The sequence below is a fragment of the Chitinophaga sp. HK235 genome (genome assembly GCF_018255755.1).
Lineage (GTDB): Bacteria > Bacteroidota > Bacteroidia > Chitinophagales > Chitinophagaceae > Chitinophaga.
On the sequence record NZ_CP073766.1, the window covers coordinates 5,454,947 to 5,481,438 of the forward strand.

The 26,492-nt window shown below is 46.6% G+C and carries 20 protein-coding genes; 13 read left to right on the forward strand and 7 right to left on the reverse strand.

Annotated features, from left to right (window positions below; all coding sequences use genetic code 11):
• Positions 1-25 precede the first annotated feature (25 nt).
• From uvrB to KD145_RS20505, 4 genes are all read left to right on the forward strand, one after another.
• Positions 26-2,080 carry an excinuclease ABC subunit UvrB gene (gene uvrB, locus KD145_RS20490; RefSeq protein ID WP_212001244.1) on the forward strand — a complete coding sequence of 685 codons (2,055 nt, stop codon included), beginning with the start codon at positions 26-28 and terminating at the stop codon, positions 2,078-2,080.
• Positions 2,081-2,488: 408 nt separating this feature from the next.
• Positions 2,489-3,877, forward strand: coding sequence for an ammonium transporter (locus KD145_RS20495; protein ID WP_212001245.1), 1,389 nt, complete (start codon positions 2,489-2,491; stop codon positions 3,875-3,877).
• A 274-nt stretch (positions 3,878-4,151) separates the two neighbouring features.
• Entirely contained in the window at positions 4,152-5,234 is a 1,083-nt protein-coding gene (locus tag KD145_RS20500) for a porin (RefSeq protein WP_249219472.1), read from the forward strand.
• A gap of 159 nt (positions 5,235-5,393) precedes the next feature.
• On the forward strand, positions 5,394-6,056 hold the full coding sequence (locus tag KD145_RS20505; protein ID WP_249219473.1) for a DUF2461 domain-containing protein: 663 nt from the start codon (positions 5,394-5,396) through the stop codon (positions 6,054-6,056).
• Between the two features lie 86 nt (positions 6,057-6,142).
• On the opposite strand, the gene KD145_RS20510 is transcribed toward KD145_RS20505, so the two are convergent.
• The gene (locus tag KD145_RS20510; protein ID WP_079471700.1) at positions 6,143-6,394 is read right to left on the reverse strand and encodes a hypothetical protein; all 252 of its coding nucleotides are present in this window, start codon (positions 6,392-6,394) and stop codon (positions 6,143-6,145) included.
• Between the two features lie 316 nt (positions 6,395-6,710).
• Positions 6,711-7,700 carry an aspartate-semialdehyde dehydrogenase gene (locus tag KD145_RS20515; RefSeq protein ID WP_212001251.1) on the reverse strand — a complete coding sequence of 330 codons (990 nt, stop codon included), beginning with the start codon at positions 7,698-7,700 and terminating at the stop codon, positions 6,711-6,713.
• Positions 7,701-7,852: 152 nt separating this feature from the next.
• On the opposite strand from KD145_RS20515, the gene KD145_RS20520 reads away from it, so the two are divergent.
• The 3 genes from KD145_RS20520 to KD145_RS20530 all read left to right on the forward strand — a co-directional run bounded on the left by KD145_RS20520 (position 7,853) and on the right by KD145_RS20530 (position 12,186).
• Positions 7,853-9,553, forward strand: a complete 1,701-nt coding sequence (locus KD145_RS20520; RefSeq protein WP_212001253.1) for a lamin tail domain-containing protein — start codon at positions 7,853-7,855, stop codon at positions 9,551-9,553.
• A 95-nt stretch (positions 9,554-9,648) separates the two neighbouring features.
• A complete protein-coding gene (locus KD145_RS20525) occupies positions 9,649-10,302 on the forward strand; it encodes a DUF5606 domain-containing protein (RefSeq protein ID WP_212001254.1) in 654 nt (217 codons plus the stop codon).
• A gap of 171 nt (positions 10,303-10,473) precedes the next feature.
• Complete coding sequence (locus KD145_RS20530) at positions 10,474-12,186, forward strand: M3 family oligoendopeptidase (protein ID WP_212001256.1); 1,713 nt, start codon at positions 10,474-10,476, stop codon at positions 12,184-12,186.
• 78 nt (positions 12,187-12,264) lie between these two features.
• Here KD145_RS20530 and KD145_RS20535 read toward each other — a convergent pair whose 3' ends face one another.
• The gene (locus KD145_RS20535) at positions 12,265-12,699 is read right to left on the reverse strand and encodes a Fur family transcriptional regulator (protein ID WP_212001257.1); all 435 of its coding nucleotides are present in this window, start codon (positions 12,697-12,699) and stop codon (positions 12,265-12,267) included.
• Positions 12,700-12,710: 11 nt separating this feature from the next.
• The gene (locus tag KD145_RS20540; protein WP_212001258.1) at positions 12,711-13,337 is read right to left on the reverse strand and encodes an SCO family protein; all 627 of its coding nucleotides are present in this window, start codon (positions 13,335-13,337) and stop codon (positions 12,711-12,713) included.
• 304 nt (positions 13,338-13,641) lie between these two features.
• On the opposite strand from KD145_RS20540, the gene KD145_RS20545 reads away from it, so the two are divergent.
• The 3 genes from KD145_RS20545 to KD145_RS20555 all read left to right on the forward strand — a co-directional run bounded on the left by KD145_RS20545 (position 13,642) and on the right by KD145_RS20555 (position 17,818).
• Positions 13,642-14,019: a MerC domain-containing protein gene (locus KD145_RS20545; protein WP_212001259.1), complete on the forward strand. Its 378-nt coding sequence runs from the start codon at positions 13,642-13,644 to the stop codon at positions 14,017-14,019.
• 9 nt (positions 14,020-14,028) lie between these two features.
• Positions 14,029-15,210 (forward strand): GTP-binding protein, encoded by a 1,182-nt coding sequence (locus KD145_RS20550; protein WP_212001260.1) that lies wholly within the window; start codon positions 14,029-14,031, stop codon positions 15,208-15,210.
• Between the two features lie 145 nt (positions 15,211-15,355).
• Entirely contained in the window at positions 15,356-17,818 is a 2,463-nt protein-coding gene (locus tag KD145_RS20555; protein WP_212001261.1) for a TonB-dependent receptor, read from the forward strand.
• 2 nt (positions 17,819-17,820) lie between these two features.
• Here KD145_RS20555 and KD145_RS20560 read toward each other — a convergent pair whose 3' ends face one another.
• The 3 genes from KD145_RS20560 to KD145_RS20570 all read right to left on the reverse strand — a co-directional run bounded on the left by KD145_RS20560 (position 17,821) and on the right by KD145_RS20570 (position 20,023).
• The gene (locus KD145_RS20560; RefSeq protein ID WP_212001262.1) at positions 17,821-18,489 is read right to left on the reverse strand and encodes a hypothetical protein; all 669 of its coding nucleotides are present in this window, start codon (positions 18,487-18,489) and stop codon (positions 17,821-17,823) included.
• A gap of 94 nt (positions 18,490-18,583) precedes the next feature.
• Complete coding sequence (gene purN / locus KD145_RS20565) at positions 18,584-19,150, reverse strand: phosphoribosylglycinamide formyltransferase (protein WP_212001263.1); 567 nt, start codon at positions 19,148-19,150, stop codon at positions 18,584-18,586.
• Positions 19,151-19,273: 123 nt separating this feature from the next.
• Complete coding sequence (locus KD145_RS20570; protein ID WP_212001264.1) at positions 19,274-20,023, reverse strand: copper resistance protein NlpE N-terminal domain-containing protein; 750 nt, start codon at positions 20,021-20,023, stop codon at positions 19,274-19,276.
• Between the two features lie 489 nt (positions 20,024-20,512).
• Between KD145_RS20570 and KD145_RS20575 the strand changes: the two genes are divergently transcribed.
• The 3 genes from KD145_RS20575 (at position 20,513) to nrfD (ending at position 26,461) form a co-directional block, all read left to right on the forward strand.
• On the forward strand, positions 20,513-21,739 hold the full coding sequence (locus tag KD145_RS20575; protein ID WP_249219854.1) for a c-type cytochrome: 1,227 nt from the start codon (positions 20,513-20,515) through the stop codon (positions 21,737-21,739).
• 100 nt (positions 21,740-21,839) lie between these two features.
• A complete protein-coding gene (locus KD145_RS20580) occupies positions 21,840-24,902 on the forward strand; it encodes a TAT-variant-translocated molybdopterin oxidoreductase (RefSeq protein WP_212001265.1) in 3,063 nt (1,020 codons plus the stop codon).
• 116 nt (positions 24,903-25,018) lie between these two features.
• On the forward strand, positions 25,019-26,461 hold the full coding sequence (gene nrfD / locus KD145_RS20585; RefSeq protein WP_212001266.1) for an NrfD/PsrC family molybdoenzyme membrane anchor subunit: 1,443 nt from the start codon (positions 25,019-25,021) through the stop codon (positions 26,459-26,461).
• Positions 26,462-26,492: the final 31 nt, after the last annotated feature.

Consider the following 26,492-nt stretch of genomic DNA (forward strand, 5'->3'; position numbering starts at 1 on the left):
ATACTGCTCAAATGAAAGTTTCAATATGCCATTTAAGATACAAGCGCCTTACGCTCCTGCTGGTGATCAGCCGGAAGCTATCAAACAGTTGACCCTGGGATTACAGGAAGGTGAACAATATCAGACCCTGCTGGGGGTGACCGGTTCAGGTAAGACCTTTACAGTAGCCAATGTGATTCAGAATGTACAACGTCCTACCCTGGTGCTCACCCATAACAAAACCCTGGTAGCCCAGCTGTACGGGGAACTGAGACAGTTTTTTCCCGAGAATGCGGTAGAGTATTTCGTTTCCTACTATGATTACTACCAGCCTGAAGCATACATGCCGGTAAGTGATACGTACATAGAAAAAGACCTCGCCATCAACGAAGAGCTGGACAAACTCCGTTTGAAAGCTACCTCCAATCTGCTTTCCGGTCGCCGGGACATCATCGTGGTGGCCAGCGTGTCCTGCATTTATGGTATGGGTAACCCGACCGATTATGAAAACGGGATCATCCGTATTCAACGTGGACAGGCCTTCAGCCGCAATGCTTTCCTGCACGGATTGGTTAATTCACTCTACAGCCGTACTACCGGCGACTTTAACAGGGGAAACTTCCGGGTACAGGGTGATACAGTAGACATCAACCTGCCCTATGTGGATTATGGTTATCGGATTACCTTCTTCGGAGATGAAATTGAGGAGATAGAAAGTTTTGATGTACAGAACGGAAAACGGATCGGTACGATGGATAATGCGGCCATTTTCCCGGCCAACCTGTATCTGGCGCCGAAAGATATTCTGCAGCAGGTGATCTATGAGATTCAGGACGAGCTGCATGCCCAGGTAGAGTATTTCAAAGCCAATGGTAAACTGATAGAAGCCCAGCGTTTGTCTGAAAGAGTGAACTATGATGTGGAGATGATCCGCGAACTGGGCTACTGTAGTGGTATCGAGAACTATTCCCGTTTCCTGGACAGGCGTAAGCCCGGAACCCGTCCTTTCTGTCTGCTGGACTATTTCCCGAAAGATTTTTTACTGGTGATTGATGAGAGCCATGTGACCGTGCCACAGATCAGTGGGATGTATGGCGGCGACCGTTCCCGTAAGCTCAACCTGGTAGAGTTTGGCTTTAGGCTGCCTTCAGCACTGGATAACCGGCCGCTTAATTTCTATGAGTTCGAAAACCTGGTGAATCAGGCCATTTTTGTAAGTGCCACCCCTGGTGAATACGAATTGAAGAAAACAGAAGGTGTTGTGGTGGAACAGGTGGTACGTCCTACCGGTTTGCTGGAGCCGCCTATTGAGGTAAGGCCCAGTGTGAACCAGGTAGACGATCTGCTGGATGAGATTGACAAGCGGGTACAGAAAGGCGACCGTGTGCTGGTAACTACACTGACCAAACGTATGGCGGAGGAGATGGACAAATACCTGGGCAGGATCAATATCAAGTCGCGGTATATCCACTCGGAAGTGGATACCCTGGAGCGTATCGAGATATTGCGTGACTTGCGTCTGGGCAATATAGACGTGCTGGTAGGTGTGAACCTGCTGAGGGAAGGACTTGACCTGCCAGAGGTGTCGCTGGTGGCTATTCTGGATGCAGATAAAGAGGGTTTCCTGCGTGATGAAAGGTCTTTGACACAGACAGCGGGACGTGCTGCGCGTAACGTAGACGGGCTGGTGATCTTTTATGCAGACCATATTACAGACAGTATGCAGCGTACGATCGATGAAACGGATCGTCGCCGTGAGAAGCAGCAGGCATTTAACCTGGAGCATAATATTACGCCCCGTACGGTACGCAAAAGCAAAGAGCAGATCCTGGGTCAGACTTCTGTATTGGAAATCAAACATTTCGACGAATCCTCTCCGTATGCTGTGCATGATGAAGTGACGTTGGTAGCTGAAGATGCCATGCAAGTGGCTAAGGAAACCACCGCTGCGGCGAAAACGATTCCGCAGATGGAAAAGGCAATTTCGAAAGTCAAGAAAGATATGGAAAAGGCTGCGAAGGACCTGGACTTTATGGAAGCGGCCCGTTTACGCGATCAGATGTTTGCGATGGAGCGGGAATTACAGGAAATGAAACAATAATAATCTCTTCCTTCTAAAAATATTATATGTAATTATTTATAATATAACATTGTGAATCTGATTTCACAATGTTATATTATAAATATGTAATTGTTTGTTAAACATGATGTTGAAAGTGATTCAGCGGAATTGTAGTAGAACGTTAGCCGATTTTTTTTAAATAAATCTCAACCCTTCTTTTGTTGTTTGTAATTGATTGATAATTATCTATTTGTGTAGATATTATCGATTGTAATGCCTTTGTTTAGCAACAGGAAATAATAATTAATATTATTAATATTTATAATTTAATTGACGCAATCCTAATTTTTGTTGTCTTAATTAAAATTTTTCTATTTTTCAGTCATTCTATTTGATGTTTTAAATTTCACTTCTACTTTTATTTAAGAAATTTAAAAATCAAATGCTATGAAGAAAAATTCATTCCAAGACTATCTCCCCTTTATTTTTCTGGCGATAGTGGCAATAATTGGAATTTTTATTCCAGCTTTCCCTAACTTTTCAGATGTTAGTAAATATAATACGGCTGACATCGCCTGGATTCTGGTAGCATCTTCCCTGGTATTTTTAATGACACCGGGTCTGTCTTTCTTTTATGGCGGGATGGTAAACCGGAAGAATGTTATTTCCACCATGATGCAAAGCTTTATAGCTACTGGTCTGATCAGCGTTGTGTGGGTGGTGGTAGGTTTTAGTCTGGCATTTGGAAAATCTTATCATGGCATTATTGGTGACCCCTACTCCTTCTTTATGTTCCGCAATGTTGGATCAGGTGCTCCCTGGAGCCTGGCTCCTACTATTCCGCTGTTGTTGTTTGCGCTCTTTCAGATGAAGTTTGCCATCATCACTCCTGCGCTGGTAGTAGGTGCTGTAGCGGAAAGGATCCGTTTTACTTCCTATGTGTTGTTCATGGTGTTGTTCAGCATATTGGTATATGCGCCAATCGCACACTGGACCTGGCATCCGGACGGTATATTGTTTAAACTCGGTGTACTCGACTTTGCCGGTGGTACCGTGGTGCATATCTCTGCAGGTTGTGCGGCACTGGCGGGTGCGCTGGTGCTCAAACGCCGGAAAGACCATATCGAAAAGAAAGAACTGCAGCCGGCCAATATCCCCTTCGTATTATTAGGTACCGGTTTGCTGTGGTTCGGTTGGTTTGGTTTTAACGCTGGTTCGGCACTGGGTGCCAATGCGTTGGCTGCTACTGCCTTTGCTACTACCAATACCGCCACTGCTGCTGCTGGTTTGTCATGGGTGTTCTTTGATGTGATCCGTGGCAGAAAACCATCTGCACTCGGTTTCTGTATAGGCGCTGTGGTAGGGCTGGTAGCCATCACACCAGCTGCCGGTTATGTTGCTATCCCACAGAGTATATTCATCGGTTTTATAGCAGCCATCATATCCAACATGGCCGTTCACTGGAAGTCCAAAACCAGCCTCGACGACACACTGGACGTATTCCCTTGCCATGGCCTGGGTGGTATGGTAGGTATGTTGCTCACCGGCATCTTCGCTACCAAAGCAATCAATGAAGGCGGTAACAATGGCTGGTTATACGGCAATTTCGACCTCTTCAAAAATCAGGTACTCGGATTGCTGCTGGTGGTAGGTTACAGCTTTATCATGTCTGTTGCCATCTTCAAACTGATCAACCTGATCCATCCGCTGCGCGTATCTGAAGATGAAGAAGCACTGGGCCTCGATGTTACACAACACAACGAACACTATCATCCTGCGATGATGAGTGTTACCGACAACGGCACGCTCAAGGAAGAAGAACTGGTACATTCCTGAAAAGTACCGCCCGTCATGACCCTCCGTGAAAGTAAGTTCTTTGAGTTTGATTCTGACCTTTATCAATTTTATTAAAACGTATATACATTACCGTTTGAAAGATCTGGAATGGGTAATCATATAAAACCAGCTGGCCGTTGAAAAACCCAATGCTGAAATCATTTTATTGATTACCCGTTCCTTCTATGTAGCACAGGAACGCACGCATCCCCAAAACAATACGCAGGAGAAGGCCGCATCATTACTTACCATTTATCAACCAAACTATAAGTACATGAAACGAATGCTAACGACCTTATTGCTGACGGGTAGCCACTTTGTTGCCTGGTCACAATCCTCCGACACCCTGCCCGCGCCGGCACTTAAAATCTCAGGTTCTGCTGACGTCTATTATAAATACAACCTGAACGGCAATAATACAGATAACAAAACCAGCTTCACCAATTCACACAACTCCTTTGAACTGGGAATGGTATCGCTGAAAGTAGAGCATGGTTTCAAAAAAGGAAGTATAGTGGCCGACCTCGGCTTTGGAAAAAGGGCAGGAGAATTCTCCTATAATGAACCGCCTTCTCCGTCAAATGGATTGTCGATGGCTATCAAACAACTGTATGTTTCCTATCTGCTCACAGAAAAAATAAAATTGAGTCTCGGTAGTTATGCTACTCATGTGGGATACGAACTGGTGGATGCCTATCTGAACAGGAACTACAGTATGAGTTATATGTTCAGCTATGGTCCGTTCTTTCATACCGGCATCAAAGCTGATATTACCCTCAGCTCGTCGCTGAGCGCGATGGTAGGCGTGTTTAATCCTACCGATCTTAAATCTGTCACCTTAAACAGTCATAAATATATAGGGGCACAGCTGGGCTTTGCTCCGGCAGAAACGCCCGTTAAGCTCTATCTCAACTATCTGGAGGGAAAAGATACCTTCGGCATACAGAATCATCAGGTGGATGTAGTGGCCACCTACCAGGTAAATAAGGTACTGGGGCTGGGTTTCAACGGTACCTACAGCACCTACCTGGATACCCGGACGCCTAAAGAAAGCAGCAGGAATGCCAACTGGTGGGGCTCTGCCTTGTATGTGAATTGTGATTTTACGGATAAGCTGGGTCTTACGTTGCGCGGAGAATATTTCAGTGATAAGGATGGGGTGAAAGTATTTGGTGCTGTGCCAGGTGGAGGTAATGTAGTGGCTGGTACGCTGTCGTTCAACTATAAGGCAGGAAACCTGACGATTATACCGGAGTTCAGGATAGATAAAGCTTCTGCAGATATTTTTAACAAGTCTGGCGGAGCTCCTTATAATGTAACGTCCAATGTATTGTTAGCCGCCGTATATCATTTTTGAAACCAAAGTCTGACTCATATTCAGAAAAGAATAAAAAACCAGAAAACCCCCATGCAGAAACCATCCTTCGGGATGGTTTTTTATCATTCGTCCTGTTAATTTCAAGACAGGTGCTTACATCATAAGCGCTTGTGTATTATCTTGCTATAAAAATTTAAAATGATGTTACAGCCTTCCACGTTGAAGTTTCTGAAATCACTGAAACTGAACAATAACAAGGTATGGTTTGATGAGCACCGGGACAATTACCTGGCGGCCAAAACCGATTTTGAGAGCATGGTACAACAGCTGATAGATGGTATGGCTAAGCAGGATGCTACCTTGGCCGGGTTGCAGCTCAAGGATTGCGTTTTTCGTATATACAAAGACGTTAGATTCTCCAAAGACAAGACGCCTTACAAAATAAACCTGGCCGCTTCATTTCAGGCGGGTGGTAAAAAATCGATACTGGCGGGATATTACTTCCACCTGGAGCCGGGAGGCAATAGTTTCGCTGGCGGCGGGCTATGGATGCCGGCTGCTCCCGAATTGAAAAAAGTGCGGCAGGAGATAGACTACAACTTCGAAGAATTTGAAAGTATCATCTCCAACAAAAACTTTATCAAACATTTCGGAAAGGTGGAAGGTGATGCACTCAAAACCGTTCCGCAGGGATATCAGCCTGATAATCCCGCTATTGCCTACCTGAAACTGAAAAGCCTTATTGTGACGCATCCCATCTCTGATGAAACATGCGTACAGCCGTCTCTTGTACGGGAAATACTGAAGACATTTGCGCTCATGCAGCCCCTTATACAGTTCATTAACCGTGCAATGGACTGAGCCCCCTTTTTTTGATTTTCGATTTTTTGATTTAGTGATGCTTATCAATTCCCAAATCAAGAAATCGAAAATCAAAAATTTTCCCTCTAATTTTTGTGAATAAGAAATTCGAACGGACGCGCCTTGCGGTTCTTCAGCAGATTCTCCTTGTCTGTTCTTGCGTGGGCAAAACGCTGATTATAAACATTTGCCACCTCAATGATAGGAATTATTCCATCCAGAGTATCCTGCTGGTCAACGATGTTCATGATGCGTGATACCTGAGAGGAAAAATTGGTGCTCCACTCTTCGGTAAACTTGTGCATTAACAAAAGCTCACGATTGGTGTTGGTTTTCATAGGACTTAAAGGGTGTTTTCTGATTAGAAAATAACGATAATATCCGGCATCTCTCTAAAATTGGACTACTCTTTTCGCAAAAGCTTAGTTGGCATAGGATTATGTTATCAAAATTGGATTTTCTAAGCCACAAATCAATACTACTTCCGTGTAATTTTTACACTTTCCGTGTTATGCAATTGTGAAATGTTCAAAAAAAAGCAAGCGCTAATACGCTTGCTTTTAATGAGTTACAGATATGTTTTCGTGTATTCATACCCGAGGGCTACGTTTAGGGGGGAATTACGCCACTAAATTACATAGCACGACAGTATGATTACAACCAGTTCTTCTCTTGCAAAAATTCCGCAATTTGAACCGCATTTGTTGCAGCTCCTTTGCGAAGGTTGTCTGCCACGATCCACATGTTCACTGTTTTAGGTTGTGTTTCGTCACGGCGGATACGGCCTACAAACACCTCATCTTTATCATGGGCGTCTTTAGGCATTGGATACTGTGCTTTAGACGGGTCGTCTACTACGATTATGCCTGGAGTCTGGGAGAGCAGGGTACGGATCTCGTTTACATCGTATTCGTTTTCGAACTCAATGTTCACTGATTCGCTATGTCCGCCCATTACCGGTATACGTACAGTCGTTGCAGTTACCTTAATAGTATCGTCACGCATGATTTTTTTAGTCTCGTTCACCATCTTCATCTCCTCTTTCGTATATCCGTTATCGAGAAACACATCAATCTGCGGGATCACATTCAGATCTATAGGATAAGCATAGGCCATTTCGCCGCTGATACCCTGTCTTTCATTCATCAGCTGGGTTACCGCCTTTACACCGGTACCGGTTACAGACTGGTAGGTAGATACTACCACCCTTTTGATTTTATATTTTTCGTGCAATGGTTTCAACACCAGCACCATTTGTATGGTAGAGCAGTTAGGATTCGCAATGATCTTGTCTTCCTGGGTCAGTGCATCACCGTTTACTTCCGGTACTACCAGTTTTTTGGATGGGTCCATTCTCCAGGCGCTGGAGTTGTCGATCACGGTAATACCTGCTGCCGCAAATTTAGGGGCCCATTCCAGGGAAGTGCTACCGCCGGCAGAGAAAATAGCCACATTGGGCTTCATGGAAATAGCCGTATCAGCGCTCACCACCTTCCAGGTCTTACCCTTAAATGTTACTTCCTTACCAACGGACTTCTCAGAAGCCACGGGAATCAATTCAGTGACAGGGAAATTCCGCTCTGTCAACACTTGTAACATTTTTGAGCCTACCAATCCGGTCGCTCCTACTACGGCAACTTTCATTTTGTTTTACATTTTAAAATCTGGACCCCAAAATTAATATATACCCCGCGCTTTTCATAACAATGCAAGGTATTTATTCCTGTTAAGAAGGTATTAACATACTGCCGGGAGATTACACTTATTTTGAGCATAACTCCAAAAAACGTCACAATATGTTGATACCCATTGTTTGTTTAAGCCTGCTAGGGCAGGCTACCCTGTCTGCAACAGATACTATTACCCCCGCCCTGTACGATGTGGTGATCCACGAAATGATGCTGAAGCCCGCTCCCGTAGCTGGTTTACCCCCTTTCGAATACCTGGAGCTGCGGAACAGGAGCAGCCGGCCGGTACAGCTGCAAAACTGGATACTGGCGGTCAATAAGCGGGAAGCCTTGCTGCCGGCCTGTTTACTGCCTCCGGACAGTTTGCTGGTATTATGTGCGCCGGCGGCGGCAGACAGCTTCCGTGCAGCCCGTGTGCTGGCGGTGCCTAAATTTCCTTCGCTGCCGGACGATACAGGGCTGATCGTGCTGTATAACAACAACAGACAAGTAGTGCATGCCGTCTCCTACACCCCGTCGTGGTATGGCACCACCGTGCCCAAAGGAGGGCGCAGCCTCGAAATGCTGGATCCATCCCTGCCCTGTAGCGGTAAAGCTAACTGGGCGGTTTCCTCTGCTGCTGCCGGGGGCACACCAGGGCAGTCCAATGCGGCTGCCCGTGCTGTAACGGATGATACCTCCCCTGACCTTTATTTTACAGAGATGCCCGACAGCCTGCACCTGTTCCTGCACTTCAGCAAAACACTGGATAGCCTGCAGGCCGCCGCCGTGGATAAATACAGGATAAGCCGGGCTGCAGTTACTGCCGTGACAGTACTACCCCCATTGTTTAACATTGTATCCCTGCAACTATCCACGTCAATAGACTCAGGAACGGTTATCGCCACGGGTATCACAGACTGTCAGGGAAAGGAAAGCCGGCTAAAGAATACCCTTTCCTTCGCCCGCCCTCAGCTGCCGGATACGATGGACCTGGTAATCAGTGAGCTGTTGTTGTACCCGCCTGATGGCACACCGGAGTTTATAGAGCTGTACAACCGCAGCCGTAAGGCCATTGATCTGCAGACGGTTTTTCTTTGCGCCAGAAAGGTAGATGGCCGGCAAGGGCCCTGGAAAAAGGTATGTAGCAGCCCCCGGTTGCTGATGCCGGGAAATTTTCTGGCTATTACAACTGTTGCCGACCGGCTTTGTTATTATTATACCTGCCGCCTCCCCGAAAATATCCAGGAGGTCAGCAGCCTGCCGCAGTTGCCCAGGGAGGAAGGCGGATTGCAGTTGTTACGTCGCGATAGCCTGATGATAGACGCCGTGCGTTATATGTCTTCATGGCATTTTCCACTGTCGGCCCAGCTGAAGGGTGTATCCCTGGAACGGCTGGACTATAACCGGCCTGCAACGCTGGCGGATAACTGGCAATCGGTGGCTGCCAGCGATGGCTACGCCACTCCAGGCTTTGCCGGCTCCCGTCAATGGCTGGCAGACGGTGCTCCCGCTACGGTGACCCTCGGGCCGGCCGTATTTTCACCGGACAGTCCCGGCGCAGAAAGCCGCGCCGCCCTCTGTTTCGAACTACCGGGTTCCGGATGGGTGGGCAATGTGACCATTTTTAATGCTGCCGGCCGCCCCGTTCGCTATCTGGTCCGTAATACCACACTCGGAAATAAAGGATGTTTCTACTGGGATGGATTTGAAGAAAATAAAGTACTTTTGCCGCCAGGTGTTTATATATTTTTAATTGAAATATTTGACCTCAAAGGCCAGGTTAAACGCTGGAGACAGTCCCTGGTCATGGCACGAAAGTTGAATTGATGCCAGCCCTTTGCTAACGGCATTTTCCACATGAAAATTTGTCAGCGGGCAATCTATTATAATTATTTATATTTGCGCTTCCTAAAAATTTGAACATGCAGTACAGAGAAATTGTTGCAGTAACCGGATTGGGCGGTTTGTTTCAGTTAATGGCCAGTAAACAAGATGGCGCCATCGTTAGGTCACTGGAAGATAAAAGTACCAAGTTTGTATCTTCCCGCGTGCATAATTTTACTCCACTGGAAAGTATTGAAGTTTTCACTACAGGTGAAAATGTAAACCTGGCTGAAGTATTCAAAGCCATGGATGAAAAATCAGCTGAATTTCCGCTGATTGACGGCAAAGCCGACAACAATGCTATCAAAGCTTATTTCAAGAGTGTATATCCTGAATTCGATGAAGAAAGGGTATATGTGAGCGATATGAAGAAAATGGTGAAATGGTTTGGTATCCTCAAGGCAAACGATTTGCTGAAATTTGAGGAAATCCTGGCCGATGGTGAAGAAGCGATAGTAGAAGCTGATGCCGAAGAAGCTCCGGCTAAAAAGAAAAAAGCTGCTGAACCTGCTGCTGAAGAAGGCGCAGAAGAAAAACCAAAAAAGCCCCGCGCTAAAAAAGCGGCTGCTGAAGAAGGCGCAGAAGAAAAAGCACCTAAAAAAGCAAAAGCTAAAAAAGAAGACGCTCCTGCTGCTGAAGGTGAAGAACCAAAGAAAGTGGCTAAGCCCCGTAAGAAGAAAACAGAAGAATAATTGACAATTTTTTCATTTTTTTATTTTCAAAAATAAAAAAATGAAAAAATAAAAAATATCTCAGGCTTCCATGTTACAGTCATTCACTGTAACTGGAAGCCTGATTCATTTTGAGGTCTTTTGATAAATAACTAAATTCCCAACTCCGAAAATTCAGTAAAACAATAGCATATGAATGCAGATATAAAAAAACTTCCCCGCCACTTCCTGCCGGAAACCTTTCAGGTGACCACCTGGGACCACCTGCAGCCATATTTCGAAAACCTGCAGCAAAGACCCATTAACAATGTGGCCGAACTGGAACAGTGGCTGAAAGATGTCAGTGAACTGGAAGCAGTGATCAGCGAAGACGCCTGCTGGCGCCAGATCAAAATGACCTGCGATACTACCAATAAAGAACTGGAAGACGCGTTTACTTACTTCTGTATGGAAATACAGCCCCGCCTCCAGCCGTACGCAGATGCACTCAATAAAAAACTGGTTGACAGCCCCTTCGTAAAAGATCTGGATCAGGAACTGTATAAAACCTATCTCCGTAACGTTAAAAATCAGATCAAACTGTTCCGGGAAGAAAACATTCCCCTCCAGGCTGAACTGAGCGTGATGGCTCAGCAATACGGTGTTATAGCCGGTAAAATGACGATCAGCATTAACGGAAAGGAATATACGCTGCAACAAGCCGCCAAGTTCCTCGAAAATGAAGACCGCACCCTCCGGGAAGAAGTGTTTTCCAAAACAGCCGCCCGCCGCCTGGAAGACAAGGGCACACTGGATGAGCTGTATACCGGCCTGGTGCTGAAACGTGATCAGGTAGCCAAAAATGCAGGCTTCGCCAACTACCGCGATTATAAGTTCGAAGAGCTGGGCCGCTTCGATTATACCAAAGAAGACAGCTTCCAGTTCCATGATGCCGTGAAAACACATATTGTTCCACTGGTACAGCAGATACTGGAAAAACAACAGCAGAAGCTGCAGCTCGATCAGTTAAAACCCTGGGACACCGAAGCAGAACCAGCTGGCGTGAAACCACTGGAGCCCTTCCAAACCGGTGAAGAACTGATTACCAAAACCATCGAAACCTTCGATCAGCTGGGACCGTTCTTTGGTGACTGCCTCCGCGTGATGAAAAAAATGGGCCGTCTCGATCTGGAAAGCCGTATCGGTAAAGCACCGGGAGGATATAATTGCCCGCTGGCAGAAACCGGCGTGCCTTTTATCTTCATGAACGCCGCCGGTCAGATGAAAGACCTCACTACCATGGTACACGAAGGTGGCCATGCTGTACATTCTTTCCTGAGTCACAACCTGCCACTGAGCGCATTCAAGGAATATCCGATGGAAATCGCGGAAGTAGCCAGCATGAGCATGGAACTCTTCACCATGGACTCCTGGAATATTTTCTTCGACGATGCGGAACAACTCCGTCGTGCCCGCCTGCAACAGCTGGAAAGAGCAATCACCATCTTCCCCTGGATTGCTACCATCGATAAGTTCCAGCACTGGGTGTACGAACATCCGCAGCATACTGCCGAAGAACGTACAGCCAAATGGTTGGAAATACTGAAAGAGTTCTCCCCTGCTATTGTAGACTGGAGCGGTCTCGAAGACTATCGCGCCAGCTTCTGGCAGAAACAGCTGCACCTCTTCGAAGTACCTTTCTATTATATAGAATATGGTATCGCACAGCTGGGCGCCATCGCCATGTGGAAACAATACAAGGAAAATAAAAAACAAGCACTTGATAACTACGTACAGGCGTTGAGTTTAGGTAATACTAAAACGCTGCCGGAGCTGTATAAGGCTGCCGGTATCCGGTTTGATTTTTCACCGGCCTACGTAAAGGAACTGGCGGATTTTGTGAAGAGCGAGATCGAAAAGATTTAGGGATTTATGGATTTACGATTTATGGATTTACGATTTATGGATTTTAAATCTCCAAATCCATAAATCGTAAATCATAAGTTATTTGCAGGATTTACATACACCATTAACGACTACTTCCACATTGTGAAAGGAATAGCCCTTAGGCAGCTGTATCTGTGGTACGTCTGTATCATCAAGGCAGATGGTGGTGCCGCATTCTTCACATTTGAAATGCACATGATGATCATGATGATGATGTTCTGTGCACTCTGACTTACAGACTGCATAACGTACAGAAGTATCGGTAGTAGGTATTTTGTGGATGATGCCTTTTTCGAGGAAAGTTTGCAGGGTCCGGTATACGGTCACACGGTCAAATGATTGGCCGGCGAGTTTTTCAAAGTCGCTGTGTTCCAGTGCCCCGTTACTTTTCATGAACAGCTCCAGGATTTTGGTTCTGGTTTCTGTTACGCTTAATTTGCTCTCACGCAGTAAGGTGCCTATTTTTTCTGCTATTTGTTGTTGGGTAGCCATGATGAAAAACTTTATTCTTCCATTAAACGCTCAATATCATCTATCAGTTTGTTAACATCCTGTAATTTGGTGCCTTCATATAAACCGCGGATTTGTCCTGTTTTATCTACCAGTGCAAACCATTGGGTGTGTACAAAATCTTCTTCGCCGGTATAGGTGCCGTCGTCTACCAGGTAACCCTGGCGGGCCAGTGCATACAATTCTTTTTTGCTGCCAGTGAGGAACCACCAGTTTTTAGCATCAGCACCGTGTTTTTCGGCGTAGGCTTTCAGTACCGGTACGCTGTCATGCTCCGGATCAACGGTATGTGACAGGATCAGAAAATCTGGTTTGTTCTTGTATTTAGCATATACTTTTTCCATGTTGGCATTCATCTTCGGACAAATACCGGTACAGGTGGTAAAGAAATATTCTGCTACATAAATTTTGCCCAGTACATCAGCTTTTGTTTTAGTACGACCATTCTGGTCAGTAAATGAAAATCCCTGTACGGTATGTCCCGGCGCTCCCAGGATCGGCAGCTTCTCTTTTCCCAGAAAAGTGCCTCTTTCGCCCTTGATCACATAGCCGGCATATCCCAGAAACCCAAGGCTCAACACTGAAAAAAATACAATATATAAGATCGCTTTTTTAGACATAGGTGAAAATCCCCACTGTTTTGTTCAAAATAACTTTTAATCAATATGCAAAGGTAACACATACTTGACAGATGCTCATCAATGAAAGCAAATGAATGCATTCAAAAACACTTAATCAATTATTTAAAAAGTATGTTTTTATATAATTCATCTCATCTTCCTAATCCCAAAATCTACATCCTTCTCCGCTCATCAGGAAGATCAAAAAAATCATATCTATAAAACTTGCAACATTGTTGCAAATTTACGTAGTTTTGTCCCAGGTTCAAAAAATTAAGGTAAAGTGGAGAATATATTCAGAAGGATGAACTTAGATACATTAGGCATAGGAGCTTCCATTATCTGCGCGGTCCATTGCGCGCTGTTGCCTTTATTATTTGCTGCGCTTCCTCTCCTGGGAATGGAGATAACGGAACATGCCATACTGGAGTATTGTTTGTTACTGTTTTCTTTCCTAATAGGTTGCCTGGCTTTAGGGGTGGGCTACTGGCGCCATCACCGGAGGCTGATGCCGTTGCTGCTGTTTACAGCGGGCTTTGCCTTACTGCTGACGGGGCATTTCTGGACGGAAGCGGTCGTATTGGAATATGCTGCTATCTGTGTGGGCGCCGGAGCTATCATGGCGGCACACTTTATCAATCAGCGGCAACGCCGTTCCTGCAGGGTCCATAAACATCATTAACAATATTATATGAAAAAATTACCTGTTACGGTGCTGAGTGGCTTTCTCGGCGCAGGGAAAACTACGCTCCTGAATCACGTATTACACAACCGGGAAAATCTTCGTGTAGCCGTTATCGTTAACGATATGAGCGAGGTGAATATTGATGCTCAACTGGTGAAGAATGAAAACACACTACATAAAACAGAAGAGCGATTGGTGGAGATGAGCAACGGATGTATTTGCTGCACCTTACGGGAAGATTTATTGAAAGAAGTGGAACTGCTGGCGCGTGAAAACCGGTTTGATTATCTCCTCATAGAATCTACCGGTATATCAGAGCCGATACCGGTGGCGCAGACTTTCTGTTACCAGGATGAACAGAACGGTATAGACCTGAGTGCAATAAGTCAGCTTGATACTATGGTGACTGTGGTAGACGCGTTCAACTTTGCCAACGACTACAGCAGCATGGAACTACTGCAGGACAAAGGACTGACAAATGAATCTGATCAGCGTACCATTGTAAACCTGCTCACTGATCAGGTAGAATTTGCCAACGTAATTGTTCTCAATAAATGCGACCTGGTGAGTCCTGAGCAGCTGGGCAACCTGAAAGCGATGTTGCGTCAACTTAATGCTGGTGCTAACATCATAGAGGCTGTCAATGGGGAGGTACCACTGAACAGCATCCTGAATACAGGTCTGTTCGATTTTGATACTACTGCACAAAGTGCCGGCTGGCAGGCCGAACTGGAGAAAGAACATATACCGGAAACAGAAGAATACGGTATCTCCTCCTTTGTATACCGCAGCCGTAAACCTTTCCATCCCCAACGCTTCTGGCAGTACATCAATGAACGTTGGCCCGGCAACGTTATACGGAGCAAAGGGTTGTTCTGGTTAGCATCACGGCCCAAGCTAGCGGTCAATTGGAGCCAGGCCGGCGGTTCTTTACGCGCAGAGAAGGCCGGTTACTGGTGGTGTGCTATCCCCCGCCAGCAATGGAACCTGGATGAAGAATCCTATCAGCTGGTCACCAGCCGCTGGGACGAACGTTTTGCTGATCGCTACAATGAACTGGTCATCATCGGACAACAGATGGATGTGCATACCATCATCTATGAAATCGACAGTTGTCTGTGTACTGAAGCTGAAATAAAACAATATCTCCGCGGAGCTTCCTTCCATGATCCTTTTCCTATTATTTAGGCTGGTCTAAATAATAATTAAGGTAAGTATAAATTGAAAATTTAGTTTTGCAGAAAAATATCTGTAGCCACAAAGGAAAGTACAAGTACTTGTAACTGTCCCGGGAATTCCTTGTGTCTGCCTCACCTACAAGTGTTGAAATTACATGAAACATTTATTTACACTCATAGGCGTGCTTATACTTGCCTTATCGTTGCAGGCGCAACAAGCAACCATCACGGGAAAAGTAACCGCCAACGGGAAACCTGTACAGTTTGCCAATATCACCATTCCTGCCTTGAAAACCGGCGCTATCGCTGATCAACAGGGCCTCTTTGTGATCCACAACTTGCAACCGGGATCTTACGATATTAAAATATCTATGATAGGGTATCAGCCATTGACCCTGAAAAAAAGCATCAGCAACAAACAAAACCTCTCGCTGGATATCACCCTGGAAGAGGACCTGTCGAAATTGAATGAGGTAGTGGTAACCGGTGTTTCCCGCGCTACCGTTGTACGCAAAAATCCTATACCCATTGCCGTTATAGGTAAAAGAGACATGAATATGCATGTCAACAATAATATCATCGATGCCATCGTGAAAGGAATTCCAGGGGTGAGCGCTGTAACCACCGGCCCTAATATTTCCAAACCTTTCATCCGCGGACTGGGTTATAACCGCGTGCTCACCTTGTTCGACGGGGTGCGCCAGGAAGGCCAGCAGTGGGGCGACGAGCATGGCATCGAAGTAGACCAGTACGGTATTGCGAGGGCCGAAGTGGTAAAGGGGCCAGCCAGTCTTACCTACGGCTCCGATGCGCTGGCCGGTGTGATCAACATGATCCCCGATATCCCCGAAACAGAGCAGGGCAAACTCAAGGGAAATTTCCTGACAGACTACCATACCAACAACGGTATGATTGGCTCTTCCCTGGGCCTGGTATACAACAAAAACGACTGGAAGTATGTAGTGCGCGGAACTGTGAAAGCAGCCCACAACTACAAAAACAAAGTGGATGGTTATGTATACGGCACCGCTTTCCGGGAGTACAATCTGTCTGCGCTGGCACGGGTAGATAAGTCGTGGGGGCATTCCCTCTGGGGCATCACGCTATACGACAATACCCAGGAAATCCCCGATGGCAGCCGGGATTCGCTGACTCGTAAATTTACCCGCCAGGTATTGGATGCTGATGATAATATCAAAAACAGGCCCATTGTTCCCGATAATCAACTACGTACTTATACCCTCAACCCGCTGCACCAGCATATTCAACATTATAGAGCGTATAACCGTGGTCGTTATATATTGGGTAAGGGAGATATTAACACCACCATAGGCGTGCAAAAGAGCATCCGCCGGGAATATAATCACCCCGAAATGCCGGCCCAGCCCGGATTGTATGTAGTGCTAAACACGCTCAACTACGACCTGCGTTACAACCTGCCCGCCATGAGCGGTGTGGAAACGACCGTAGGCGTGAACGGTATGTACCAGCGCAACCGCAGCAAAAACGCTACCGACTTCCCTATTCCGGACTATGATCTGTTTGATATCGGCGGTTTTTTCTTCGCCAAAAAAACGGTCGGACAGTTCGATATCTCCGGAGGGCTTCGTTACGACAGCCGTCATATTAAATGGAACGACTTCTATGTAGGGCCCAATAAAGACAATGGGTTTGATAAAAAATACAACCTGCCAGATACCGCCGGCGCTACCCTGCAGTTCCCTGCTTTCCGGCATAACTATACCGGTATTTCCGGCAGCCTGGGTGTTACCTGGAACCTGAGCCAGCGCGTGCTGCTGAAGGCAAACATCGCCAGGGGCTACCGTGCGCCCAATATTACAGAAATCGGTTCCAACGGACTGGACCCCGGCGCGCATATCGTATACCTGGGCAACCGGGAATTTAAGCCGGAGTTCAGCCTGCAGCAGGATCTGGGTTTCCTCGCCTACCTGCCGGACCTGGATATCAGCGTGGAAGTGTTTAACAATAATATCAACAACTATATCTACCAGGCAAGATTGTATGATGCCAATGGCGAGCCGGTGGTGATAGTGCCCGGCAATGCCACGTATCGTTACCAGCAATCCAGCGCGCGGTTGTATGGGGCAGAAGTGAGTGTAAATCTGCATCCGCGTGCTGTGTCCTGGTTGACATTGGATAACAGTGTCGCCTATACGGAGGGGCTGAACAGGAACAAAATACTAATCGCCCAGCATGGCGATGCAGCCCGTTACCTGCCTTTTATACCGCCCCTGCATATACGCTCCGCACTGAAAGCTACTGCTCCCCGGAATTTCGGGATGCTGTCCAAAACTTATGTGCGTGCGGAGGTAGACCACTATTCAGCCCAGTCGCATTTTTACGGGGTAGACAATACCGAAACCTATACCGCCGGCTATACGTTGATTAACTTTGGAGCCGGTACAGGGTTCTCCAATAAGAAAGGGAAAACGGTACTGGAGCTGTTCCTGCAGCTGGACAATGTGTTTGATGTGGCCTATCAGGCTAACATGAACCGTCTGAAGTATTTTGAGTACTACAGTGCTTCACCCAATGGCCGTTATGGCATTTATAATATGGGAAGAAATTTCAGTGCTAAAGTGATTGTTCCTTTTTAGGTTTATTTGTGGAGATTGAGGCCCACTTTGATACCCAGGTGCAGACTGGGGAATACACTGACAACGTTGGCCTTGTCGCGGTTAACGACACCGTTGTCGCCGGCTTCGTAATTATCGGTGCGGTACAGTTTTCCACGGATACCAATACCGATATAAGGGTCCAGCACCAGTTTTTGTCTGCGGTACTGACGGCCTACCAGTAACTGCAACGCATATACGTCTTTGGATGCAGAGTTCGTATAGGTGTTATTATTGAAGACCACATCTTCGTTAGGATAGAAAACTTTTTTATAAACGAATACAGGTTCAAAATAGGTCCCGGCAGCAGTGGCGGGGCCTATTTCCTTTGTAATCAGGTAGTATCGGACACCGACTTTGAATCCGAGGCCACGGGCGTCTACAAACTGTTTTGTGCTGACATTGGGTTTTTTCTGGCCTATGTTGATTCTTCTGGTGAGAACATAGTCGGGGTAATCTGTATAAACGCCGATAACCCCCAGCTCTATACTGAGTTTGTCGCTGATATCCTGTTCCAGGAGGATGTCCAGTTCGTTGATCAGGGTGGTGGGATTTATTTTAAGATAGGTACACCGGAGCCGCTTAGGGTCCTGGGCATAGGAGCATGCGTAGAGTAAACAGAGTATTCCGGTGAGTAACAGTGTTTTTTTCATACAGCTAGTAGGTAACAAAGTGTTGAGGTGGATGAGGGGCGATTGGTAGCTTCCGGCCAGGCATAGCCAGTGGTCAGAAGCTACATGCCGTTTGTTATTTCAGCAATATTCGTTCCACAATTACCGGAAACCATTGGTGTTCCAGTGCCTGTACCTTGCGTGCCACGGTTTCTGGTGTATCTTCTTTGGTGATGGTGAAACGCTCCTGGAGGATGGTTTCTCCATCGTCGTATTTTTCATTCACGTAGTGGATGGTGATGCCGCTTTCTGTTTCTCCTGCAGCCACTACGGCTTCGTGTACAAAGTGCCCGTACATGCCTTTGCCGCCAAATTTGGGGAGTAATGCCGGGTGTATATTGATGATCCGGTTGGGAAAAGCGTGTACCAGGTTGTCGGGTACTTTCCATAAAAAGCCGGCCAGCACAACGAGATCGGTTTCCTTTTCCTTCAACAAGTTAACATAAGTGTCTGTATGGAAAAATTTTTCTTTTTCTATCAGAACGGAGGGTATCCCTTCCCGTTGGGCGATATCCAGTACGCCTGCTCCGGGTTTGTTGCACACAATCAATGCTACTCTTGCCTTGTCTGAATTTCTGAAATGATCAATGATCTTTTGCGCGTTGCTTCCTGCTCCCGATGCGAAGATGACAATATTTTTCAACGGTTCTTTTTTTAGCTGCAAAGGTACTCAGGATTGAACGGATTAATATGGTTTCGGGGATTTTTTTAGCAAGGCCCCATGCAGGGTGGGTGTTCCCTGGCATGGGGCCCTTGTCTGATTAAGTTATTTAATGTATTCTCCGCAGCCGTGATAAGTTTGGTCTTTCACCTTTATCTCCACAGTATTCGGGCGCATGAGTCCGCTCATGTCGTCGGAGCACATAGTATTACGGATGCTGACAGTAATTTGCGGGGTGGTGTATACTTTAAGCGTGTCGGTATTAGGTTGGGCAGCGGGTAAGTTAGCCAGGATGCTGTCGCCGGAGGCGGTATGGAAGCGGAGCTTACTTTTTTCCAGGTCCAGGCTCCAGAAGGGTTCATTGCCGCTGGCGGTAAAGGAGACGCCGGCGCTGGCTTTCTGTGCCAGGATGGTTCGGCGGTCGCCGCCTTCTACGGGTTTGAGCACGTAGTTGCTGGCGAGAGCCCCTTCAATGCGTTTGCCCTGGCGGTCTAATAGCAGAAGTTTGTTTTCAGCGGCAAGGAAGGAGCTGCTGTCTGTTTTTTTCTGTATGCGGACGATGGAGTCGTTGATTTGTTGCCAGGTGCCTTTTTCCGTATAGGCGATCCCTTGACCTCTGCCCTGGTAGGCTACCAGTTCGGTAAAGGTGTGGTCGTCAAACAGGCTGATCTGGTAGTCCATTCCCGGGCAGTCTGCACAGGGAAGGGTACCTTGGTAGGTGCCGGTGATATGGACAGCTACAGTAGTGGGTGTTGGACCAGCGGCAGCGGTGCTGTCGGTGCCGGTATGGGTAGTTTTGTTGTTGCAGGCCATCAGGGTGGCGAGCAGGGCTGGTAAGTAAGTTAGTTTACGCATGGGAATGTTTTTTAGAGACAGATTGAACATTCTTGTCCGGTAGCAGGTTATTATGGTAAAAATAAGATACTTACCTTAATTAAAGGCGGCAGCCTATATATATAATATATACAGGTCGGGATATAGGGGGGCGTTATTAAGTTTTGATCTGCATATAATAATACTATATCCTTTGGAAAGGGCCTACCCTACTACTTATGAGCACATCTGTAAATAGAAATTGAACTTTCAATCAAAATAATAAGTTTTGAAAGGTTCTGAATACTATTTCAATCAAATTAGCCAGCATAAAGGATTACAACAGACATTCCGCTGAAGGGAAAGGAAAAAACGGGGATTTCCTAAGGCAAATAATTTTATAATTGTTGGTAAATTGTCAACATTGTGTCTTATTTTTGCTGGCACTTTTAAGAAACTTTAGGTCAAATCTAAACTATATAGGCTGTGTATCGTCGTGTTTCCATTCTTTTGCGCAAGCATTTTGTGAGTGTGCTTATTCTATGCGCTAGTATAGTAATTCCGTTTTCAGCTGTAAAGGCAGCGGATCCTGCTAAGGGTAAGCAAATCTTCCAACAAAACTGCGCTTCATGTCACAATGTCCATAAGAAGCTGACAGGTCCTGCACTGGCGGGTGTAGAAGGCCGTTGGGCAGATAAGAAATTACTGCACCAGTGGATTCATAACTCCGCATCAGTATTGGCAAGTGGCGACAAGTATGCCAATAACCTCTTCAATGAGTACAACAAAACCGCGATGACGGCTTTCCCTTCATTAAGCAATGAAGATATTGACGACATCCTGGCGTTCATCTCTGTTGAAGAGAAAAAACCTGTTGGTGTTAAACCAGAAGCTGGTACCGCTACTGCCGGTGCTAAAGAAGAAGGCAGTGACAACAGCCTCCTCTTTGGTATCATCACCCTGATCCTGGCAGTGGTAGCCCTGATCCTCATGCAGATCAACAGCAACCTGAACAAGCTTGCTGGTGATAAAGAAGGTCAGCCTACTCCTGAGCCGATTCCCTTCTACAAAAACAAAGCCTACATCGCACTGGGTATTCTGGTGTTGTTTATGGTAGGCGGTTACTTCACTATTCAGGGAGCTATCGGGCTGGGTCGTCAGAAAGACTACATGCCAGAACAACCTATCTTCTACAGCCATAAAGTGCACGCCGGCATCAACCAGATCAACTGTCTGTACTGCCACGCTGGTGCTCAGAAGAGTAAGTATGCCATGATTCCTTCCGAGAACATCTGTATGAACTGTCACAAAGCCATTAAAGAGTACTCCGGCCCTGAGCTGTTTACTGCTGAAGGTAAAAAAGTTGACGGTACTGCAGAAATCGCAAAATTATACGATTACGTAGGCTGGGACGCTGAAAAAGGTAAGTATACCAAACCAGGTCGTCCTATCGAATGGACTAAAATCCACAATCTGCCTGACCACGTTTACTTCAACCACTCCCAACACACAGTGGCCGGTAAACAACAGTGTCAGACCTGCCACGGTGCTATCACCGAAATGGATGAAGTACATCAGTTCGCCGACCTTTCTATGGGCTGGTGTATCAACTGTCACCGTACTACCAAAGTGCAGTTCGCAGATAACAACTACTACAGCATCTTCGAGAAACTTCATCAGGATATTAAAGATAAGAAGATCGATAGTGTGACTGTTGAAATGGTAGGTGGTACTGAATGTCAAAAATGTCACTACTAGAAAGGATTTAGCGTTTCATGATTTTCTGGTCAAACGGGAAATCATGAAATCGTTTCAGAAGATATCATAATTCATAATAATCGTAACTCGTTAATATAACATGGAGCAAAAAAAGTATTGGAAAGGCTTGGAGGAGTTGCACAATACCGAAGCGCATCAGGAAATTGTGAAGAACGAATTCAAAGAAGAATTACCGTTTGAGAGTGAAGGCCTGTTGAATGCTACTACCCCCCGCAGGGACTTTCTGAAATACCTCGGTTTCACCACAGCTGCCGCTACTATCGCTGCCAGTTGCGAAACGCCCGTTCATAAGGCTATCCCTTACGTGAACAAACCGGAAGAAATCACTCCGGGCGTAGCCAACTATTATGCTTCCTCTTATTCAATTGATGGTGAATATGTGCCTGTTGTGGTTAAAACCCGCGAAGGTCGTCCCATTAAAATAGAAGGTAACACCCTGTCTACTATCACAGGTGGTTCTACTTCAGCCAAAGTACAAGGCACTGTACTGAGCCTGTACGATGTAGCCCGTCTGCGTTTCCCGACTATCGGCGGTACTGAGACTACCTGGGCAGAACTGGATAAACAAGTAGGTGCTGCACTGGCCGGTCTGGGCGGTGCTCCTGTTGTTTTATTAAGCGCTACCATCCTCAGCCCTTCCACTAAGAAGGTAATCGACGCTTTCCTGGCTAAATATCCAAACTCCCGCCACGTAGTATACGATCCGGTTTCCTACTCCGGTATGCTGCTGGCTAACGAAGCTTCCTACGGTAAAAGGACCATTCCTTCCTACCACTTCGAAAATGCTAAAGCCATTGTCAGCCTGGGCGCAGACTTCATCGGTACATGGCTCAACCCTGTTGAGTATGCCCGTCAGTTCGCTCAAACCCGTAAGATCAATGCTAAGAACCCGGAAATGTCCAAACTCTTCCAGTTTGAAAGCACAATGAGCCTTACCGGTGCAAACGCCGACGAAAGATATACACACAGACCTTCTGAAGCTGGTGCAGTAGCACTGGCCCTGCTGGCAGCAGTAGGCGGCAGCGTAAGCGCCCCCAAACTGGACGCCAAAGTAGAAGCAGGTATTCAGAAAGCTGCTAAGGAACTGAAAGCTAGCGCCGGTAAAGCACTGGTAGTAAGCGGTTCCAACGATGTAAACATCCAGCTGATCGTAAACGCGATCAACAATATCATCGGTGCCAACGGTACTACTATCGACTGGGCTTCTCCAGCCGGTTACCGTCAGGGTATCGACAGCGATATGACCAAACTGGTAAGCGATATGAACGCTGGCAGCATCGGTGCTGTAATCGTATACGGTGCTAACCCTGCTTACGACTACTTCGACGCAGCTAAGTTCTCCGAAGGTCTGGGTAAAGTGAAACTCGCTGTTTCCTTCAACGACAGACTGGACGAAACAACTGAAAAATGTAAATATGTTGCTCCTGATCACCACTTCCTGGAAAACTGGAACGATGCTCAGGGCAAACCAGGCTACTACAGCTTCGCTCAGCCTACCATCTCTCCCCTCTTCAAAACCCGCGCTGCACAAGACAGTCTGCTCACCTGGAGTGCTAACTCCACTAGCTGGGCTGACTTCCTGAAAGCTGAATGGGTTGCTAAACTGGGTGGTGCAGAAGCATGGGACAAAGCACTGCAGGACGGTGTGGTTGAACCAGCCACTGCTCCGGCTTTAGGCGGTGCCTCTTTCTCCGGCGATATCGCTGGTGCTGCTGCCAAAATCAACAGCGCTAAGAAAGGCGGTAAATACGAAGTAGTACTGTACGAAAAAGTAGCTATCGGTAACGGTAAACAATCCAACAACCCATGGTTGCAGGAAATGCCGGATCCAATCACCCGCGCTACCTGGGACAACTACGCTTGTATCTCCAACACCCTCGCTAAAACTTTCTCTGCTCAGCTGGGTGACGACTACGAAATCAACGTTGAAAAGAAAGAACTGAAAATAAAAGCAAACGGTAAGGAAATCATCCTGCCTATGCTGATCATCCCGGGTATGCACCCGGAAGTGATCGCGATCGCCGTAGGTTACGGACGCGGTAAAAACGTTGGTAGAGCTGCTGCCGGTATCGGTCAGAACGCTTATCCACTGGTAAGCTTCAACGGTCAGACTTTCGATTATTTTGCTGCTGATGCTTCTGTAGAAGCTACCGGTAACAAATACCCTGTTGCTTTAACACAAACTCACAATAGCTACGAAGGTCGTCCTATCATCAAGGAAACTACCCTCGAAGAGTTCAAACATAATCCGAAAGAGGTTAACGAAGACAGACGCGAACTGGATAAATTCGGTAAGGATTTCCGCTCAGACGCTACCCTGTATTCCAGTCACCCTTACCCTGGTATCAAATGGGGTATGTCTATCGACCTGAACTCCTGCTTCGGTTGTGGTGCTTGTACCATTGCCTGCCAGGCGGAAAACAACGTTTCCGTAGTAGGTAAAGACGAAGTAGCAAAAGCGCACGAAATGCACTGGATCCGCATCGACCGTTACTTCAGCGGTGATGAGAACAACCCGGAAGTAGTGTTCCAGCCTATGCTGTGCCAACACTGCGATAACGCGCCTTGCGAAAACGTTTGTCCGGTAGGTGCTACCAACCACAGCTCTGAAGGTATCAACCAGATGGCTTACAACCGTTGTATCGGTACCCGTTACTGCGCTAACAACTGTCCTTATAAAGTTCGTCGCCTCAACTGGAGAGACTGGAACGGTGCGGACAGCTTCGAAAACAACCTGTACGACGTAGCAGATATGAACGACAGCCTCACCCGCATGGTACTGAACCCGGATGTAGTAGTTCGTAGCCGTGGTGTGATGGAAAAATGCTCCTTCTGCGTTCAGCGTTTACAGGAAGCCAAACTGGATGCTAAAAAAGCTGGTCATCCGCTGAAAGATGGTGCTGCTAAAACAGCCTGTCAGCAAGCTTGCGGCGCCGATGCGATCGTATTCGGTAACGTAAACGACAAAAACAGCGAAATCTATAAGATCCGTAACGAAGAGCAAACAGACAGGCTGTACTACGTGCTCGAAGAAACACACGTACTGCCTTCTATCAACTACCTGGCTAAGATCAGAAACAAAGATGCCGCTCCTAAAGCAGAAAAAGAATCTGCTCACAAAGAAGAAGCGCATCACGCATAAGATCTTTTAACAGGTAACGTTAAGGGAAAAAAATAGAAAGAAGTTACAGAATCTGAGATCATAACAAAAGACAAAGGGCTAGTAGCTAGAAGCTAGCAGCTAAAAGCTTATAGAATATGAGTTTAAAATACGAATCCACACTGAGAGAACCTTTAGTTGACGGGGTTAAGGATTATCACCAGGTAACGGAAGATATCATTAGTCCCATTGAAGGGAAGCCTGGTAAATTGTGGTATGTAGGCTTTTTTATATCACTGTTACTGTTGGGCTTCGGCGCATTTTCAGTGTTTTGGCAGATTTATTTCGGTGTGGGTGTTTGGAATCTGAACAAAACCATCGGTTGGGGTTGGGACATCACCAACTTCGTATGGTGGGTAGGGATTGGTCACGCCGGTACCCTGATTTCTGCGATCCTCCTGCTGTTCCGTCAGGGATGGCGTACAGGGGTGAACCGTGCAGCGGAAGCGATGACCATCTTCGCGGTAATGTGCGCCGGTCAGTTCCCGATTATTCACATGGGTCGTGTATGGATGGCGTTCTTCATCCTGCCTTACCCTAACACCCGCGGTCCGGTATGGGTTAACTTTAACTCCCCGCTGCTGTGGGACGTATTCGCGATCTCCACTTATTTCACCGTTTCCCTGTTGTTCTGGTACTCCGGTCTGATTCCGGACTTCGCTACCATCCGCGACAGAGCTAAAACCAAGCTGCGTAAACTGCTGTATGGTGTAGCTTCTTTCGGCTGGACTGGTTCCACCAAACACTGGCAACGTCATGAAGCACTGTCACTGGTACTGGCAGGTCTGTCCACTCCGCTGGTACTGTCTGTACACACCATCGTATCCTTTGACTTTGCTACTTCCGTAATTCCTGGTTGGCACACTACCATCTTCCCTCCTTACTTCGTGGCGGGTGCGATCTTCTCTGGTTTCGCGATGGTACAAACACTGCTGATCATCACCCGTAAAATATTACACCTGGAAGAATACATTACCCTGGGCCACATGGAAGCCATGAACAAGGTAATTGTACTGACCGGTTCCGTAGTAGGTTGCGCTTACCTTACTGAGCTCTTTATGGCATGGTACGGTGCTAACCCTTACGAGTTTGCTACTTTCTTCAAATACCGTGCTGCTGGTCCGCTGGGTTGGTCTTACTGGATCATGATGACCTGCAACGTTATCTCTCCGCAGGTATTCTGGTTCCGTAAAATGAGAAGAAGCGTAGCGGTGACTTTCGTAATGTCTATCATCGTAAACATCGGTATGTGGTTCGAACGTTTCGTGATCATCTGTACTTCCCTGTACCGCGACTATCTGCCATCCAGCTGGTCTTACTATCGTCCATCCTGGCCGGAAGTTGGTTTCTACATGGGTACATTCGGTCTGTTCTTTACCTGCTACTTCCTGTTCGCTAAATACTTCCCGGTAATCGCGGTAGCTGAGATCAAGTCTATCCTGAAAACCTCCGGTGAGAACTTTAAGGAAGATATGGAGAAGTACGAAGGAAAAACTGCAGAAGAGTTTTCTCACGCTGTTCATCACGAACACGCTCACTAATAGATGAATTGACAGAATTAATTAATTGGAA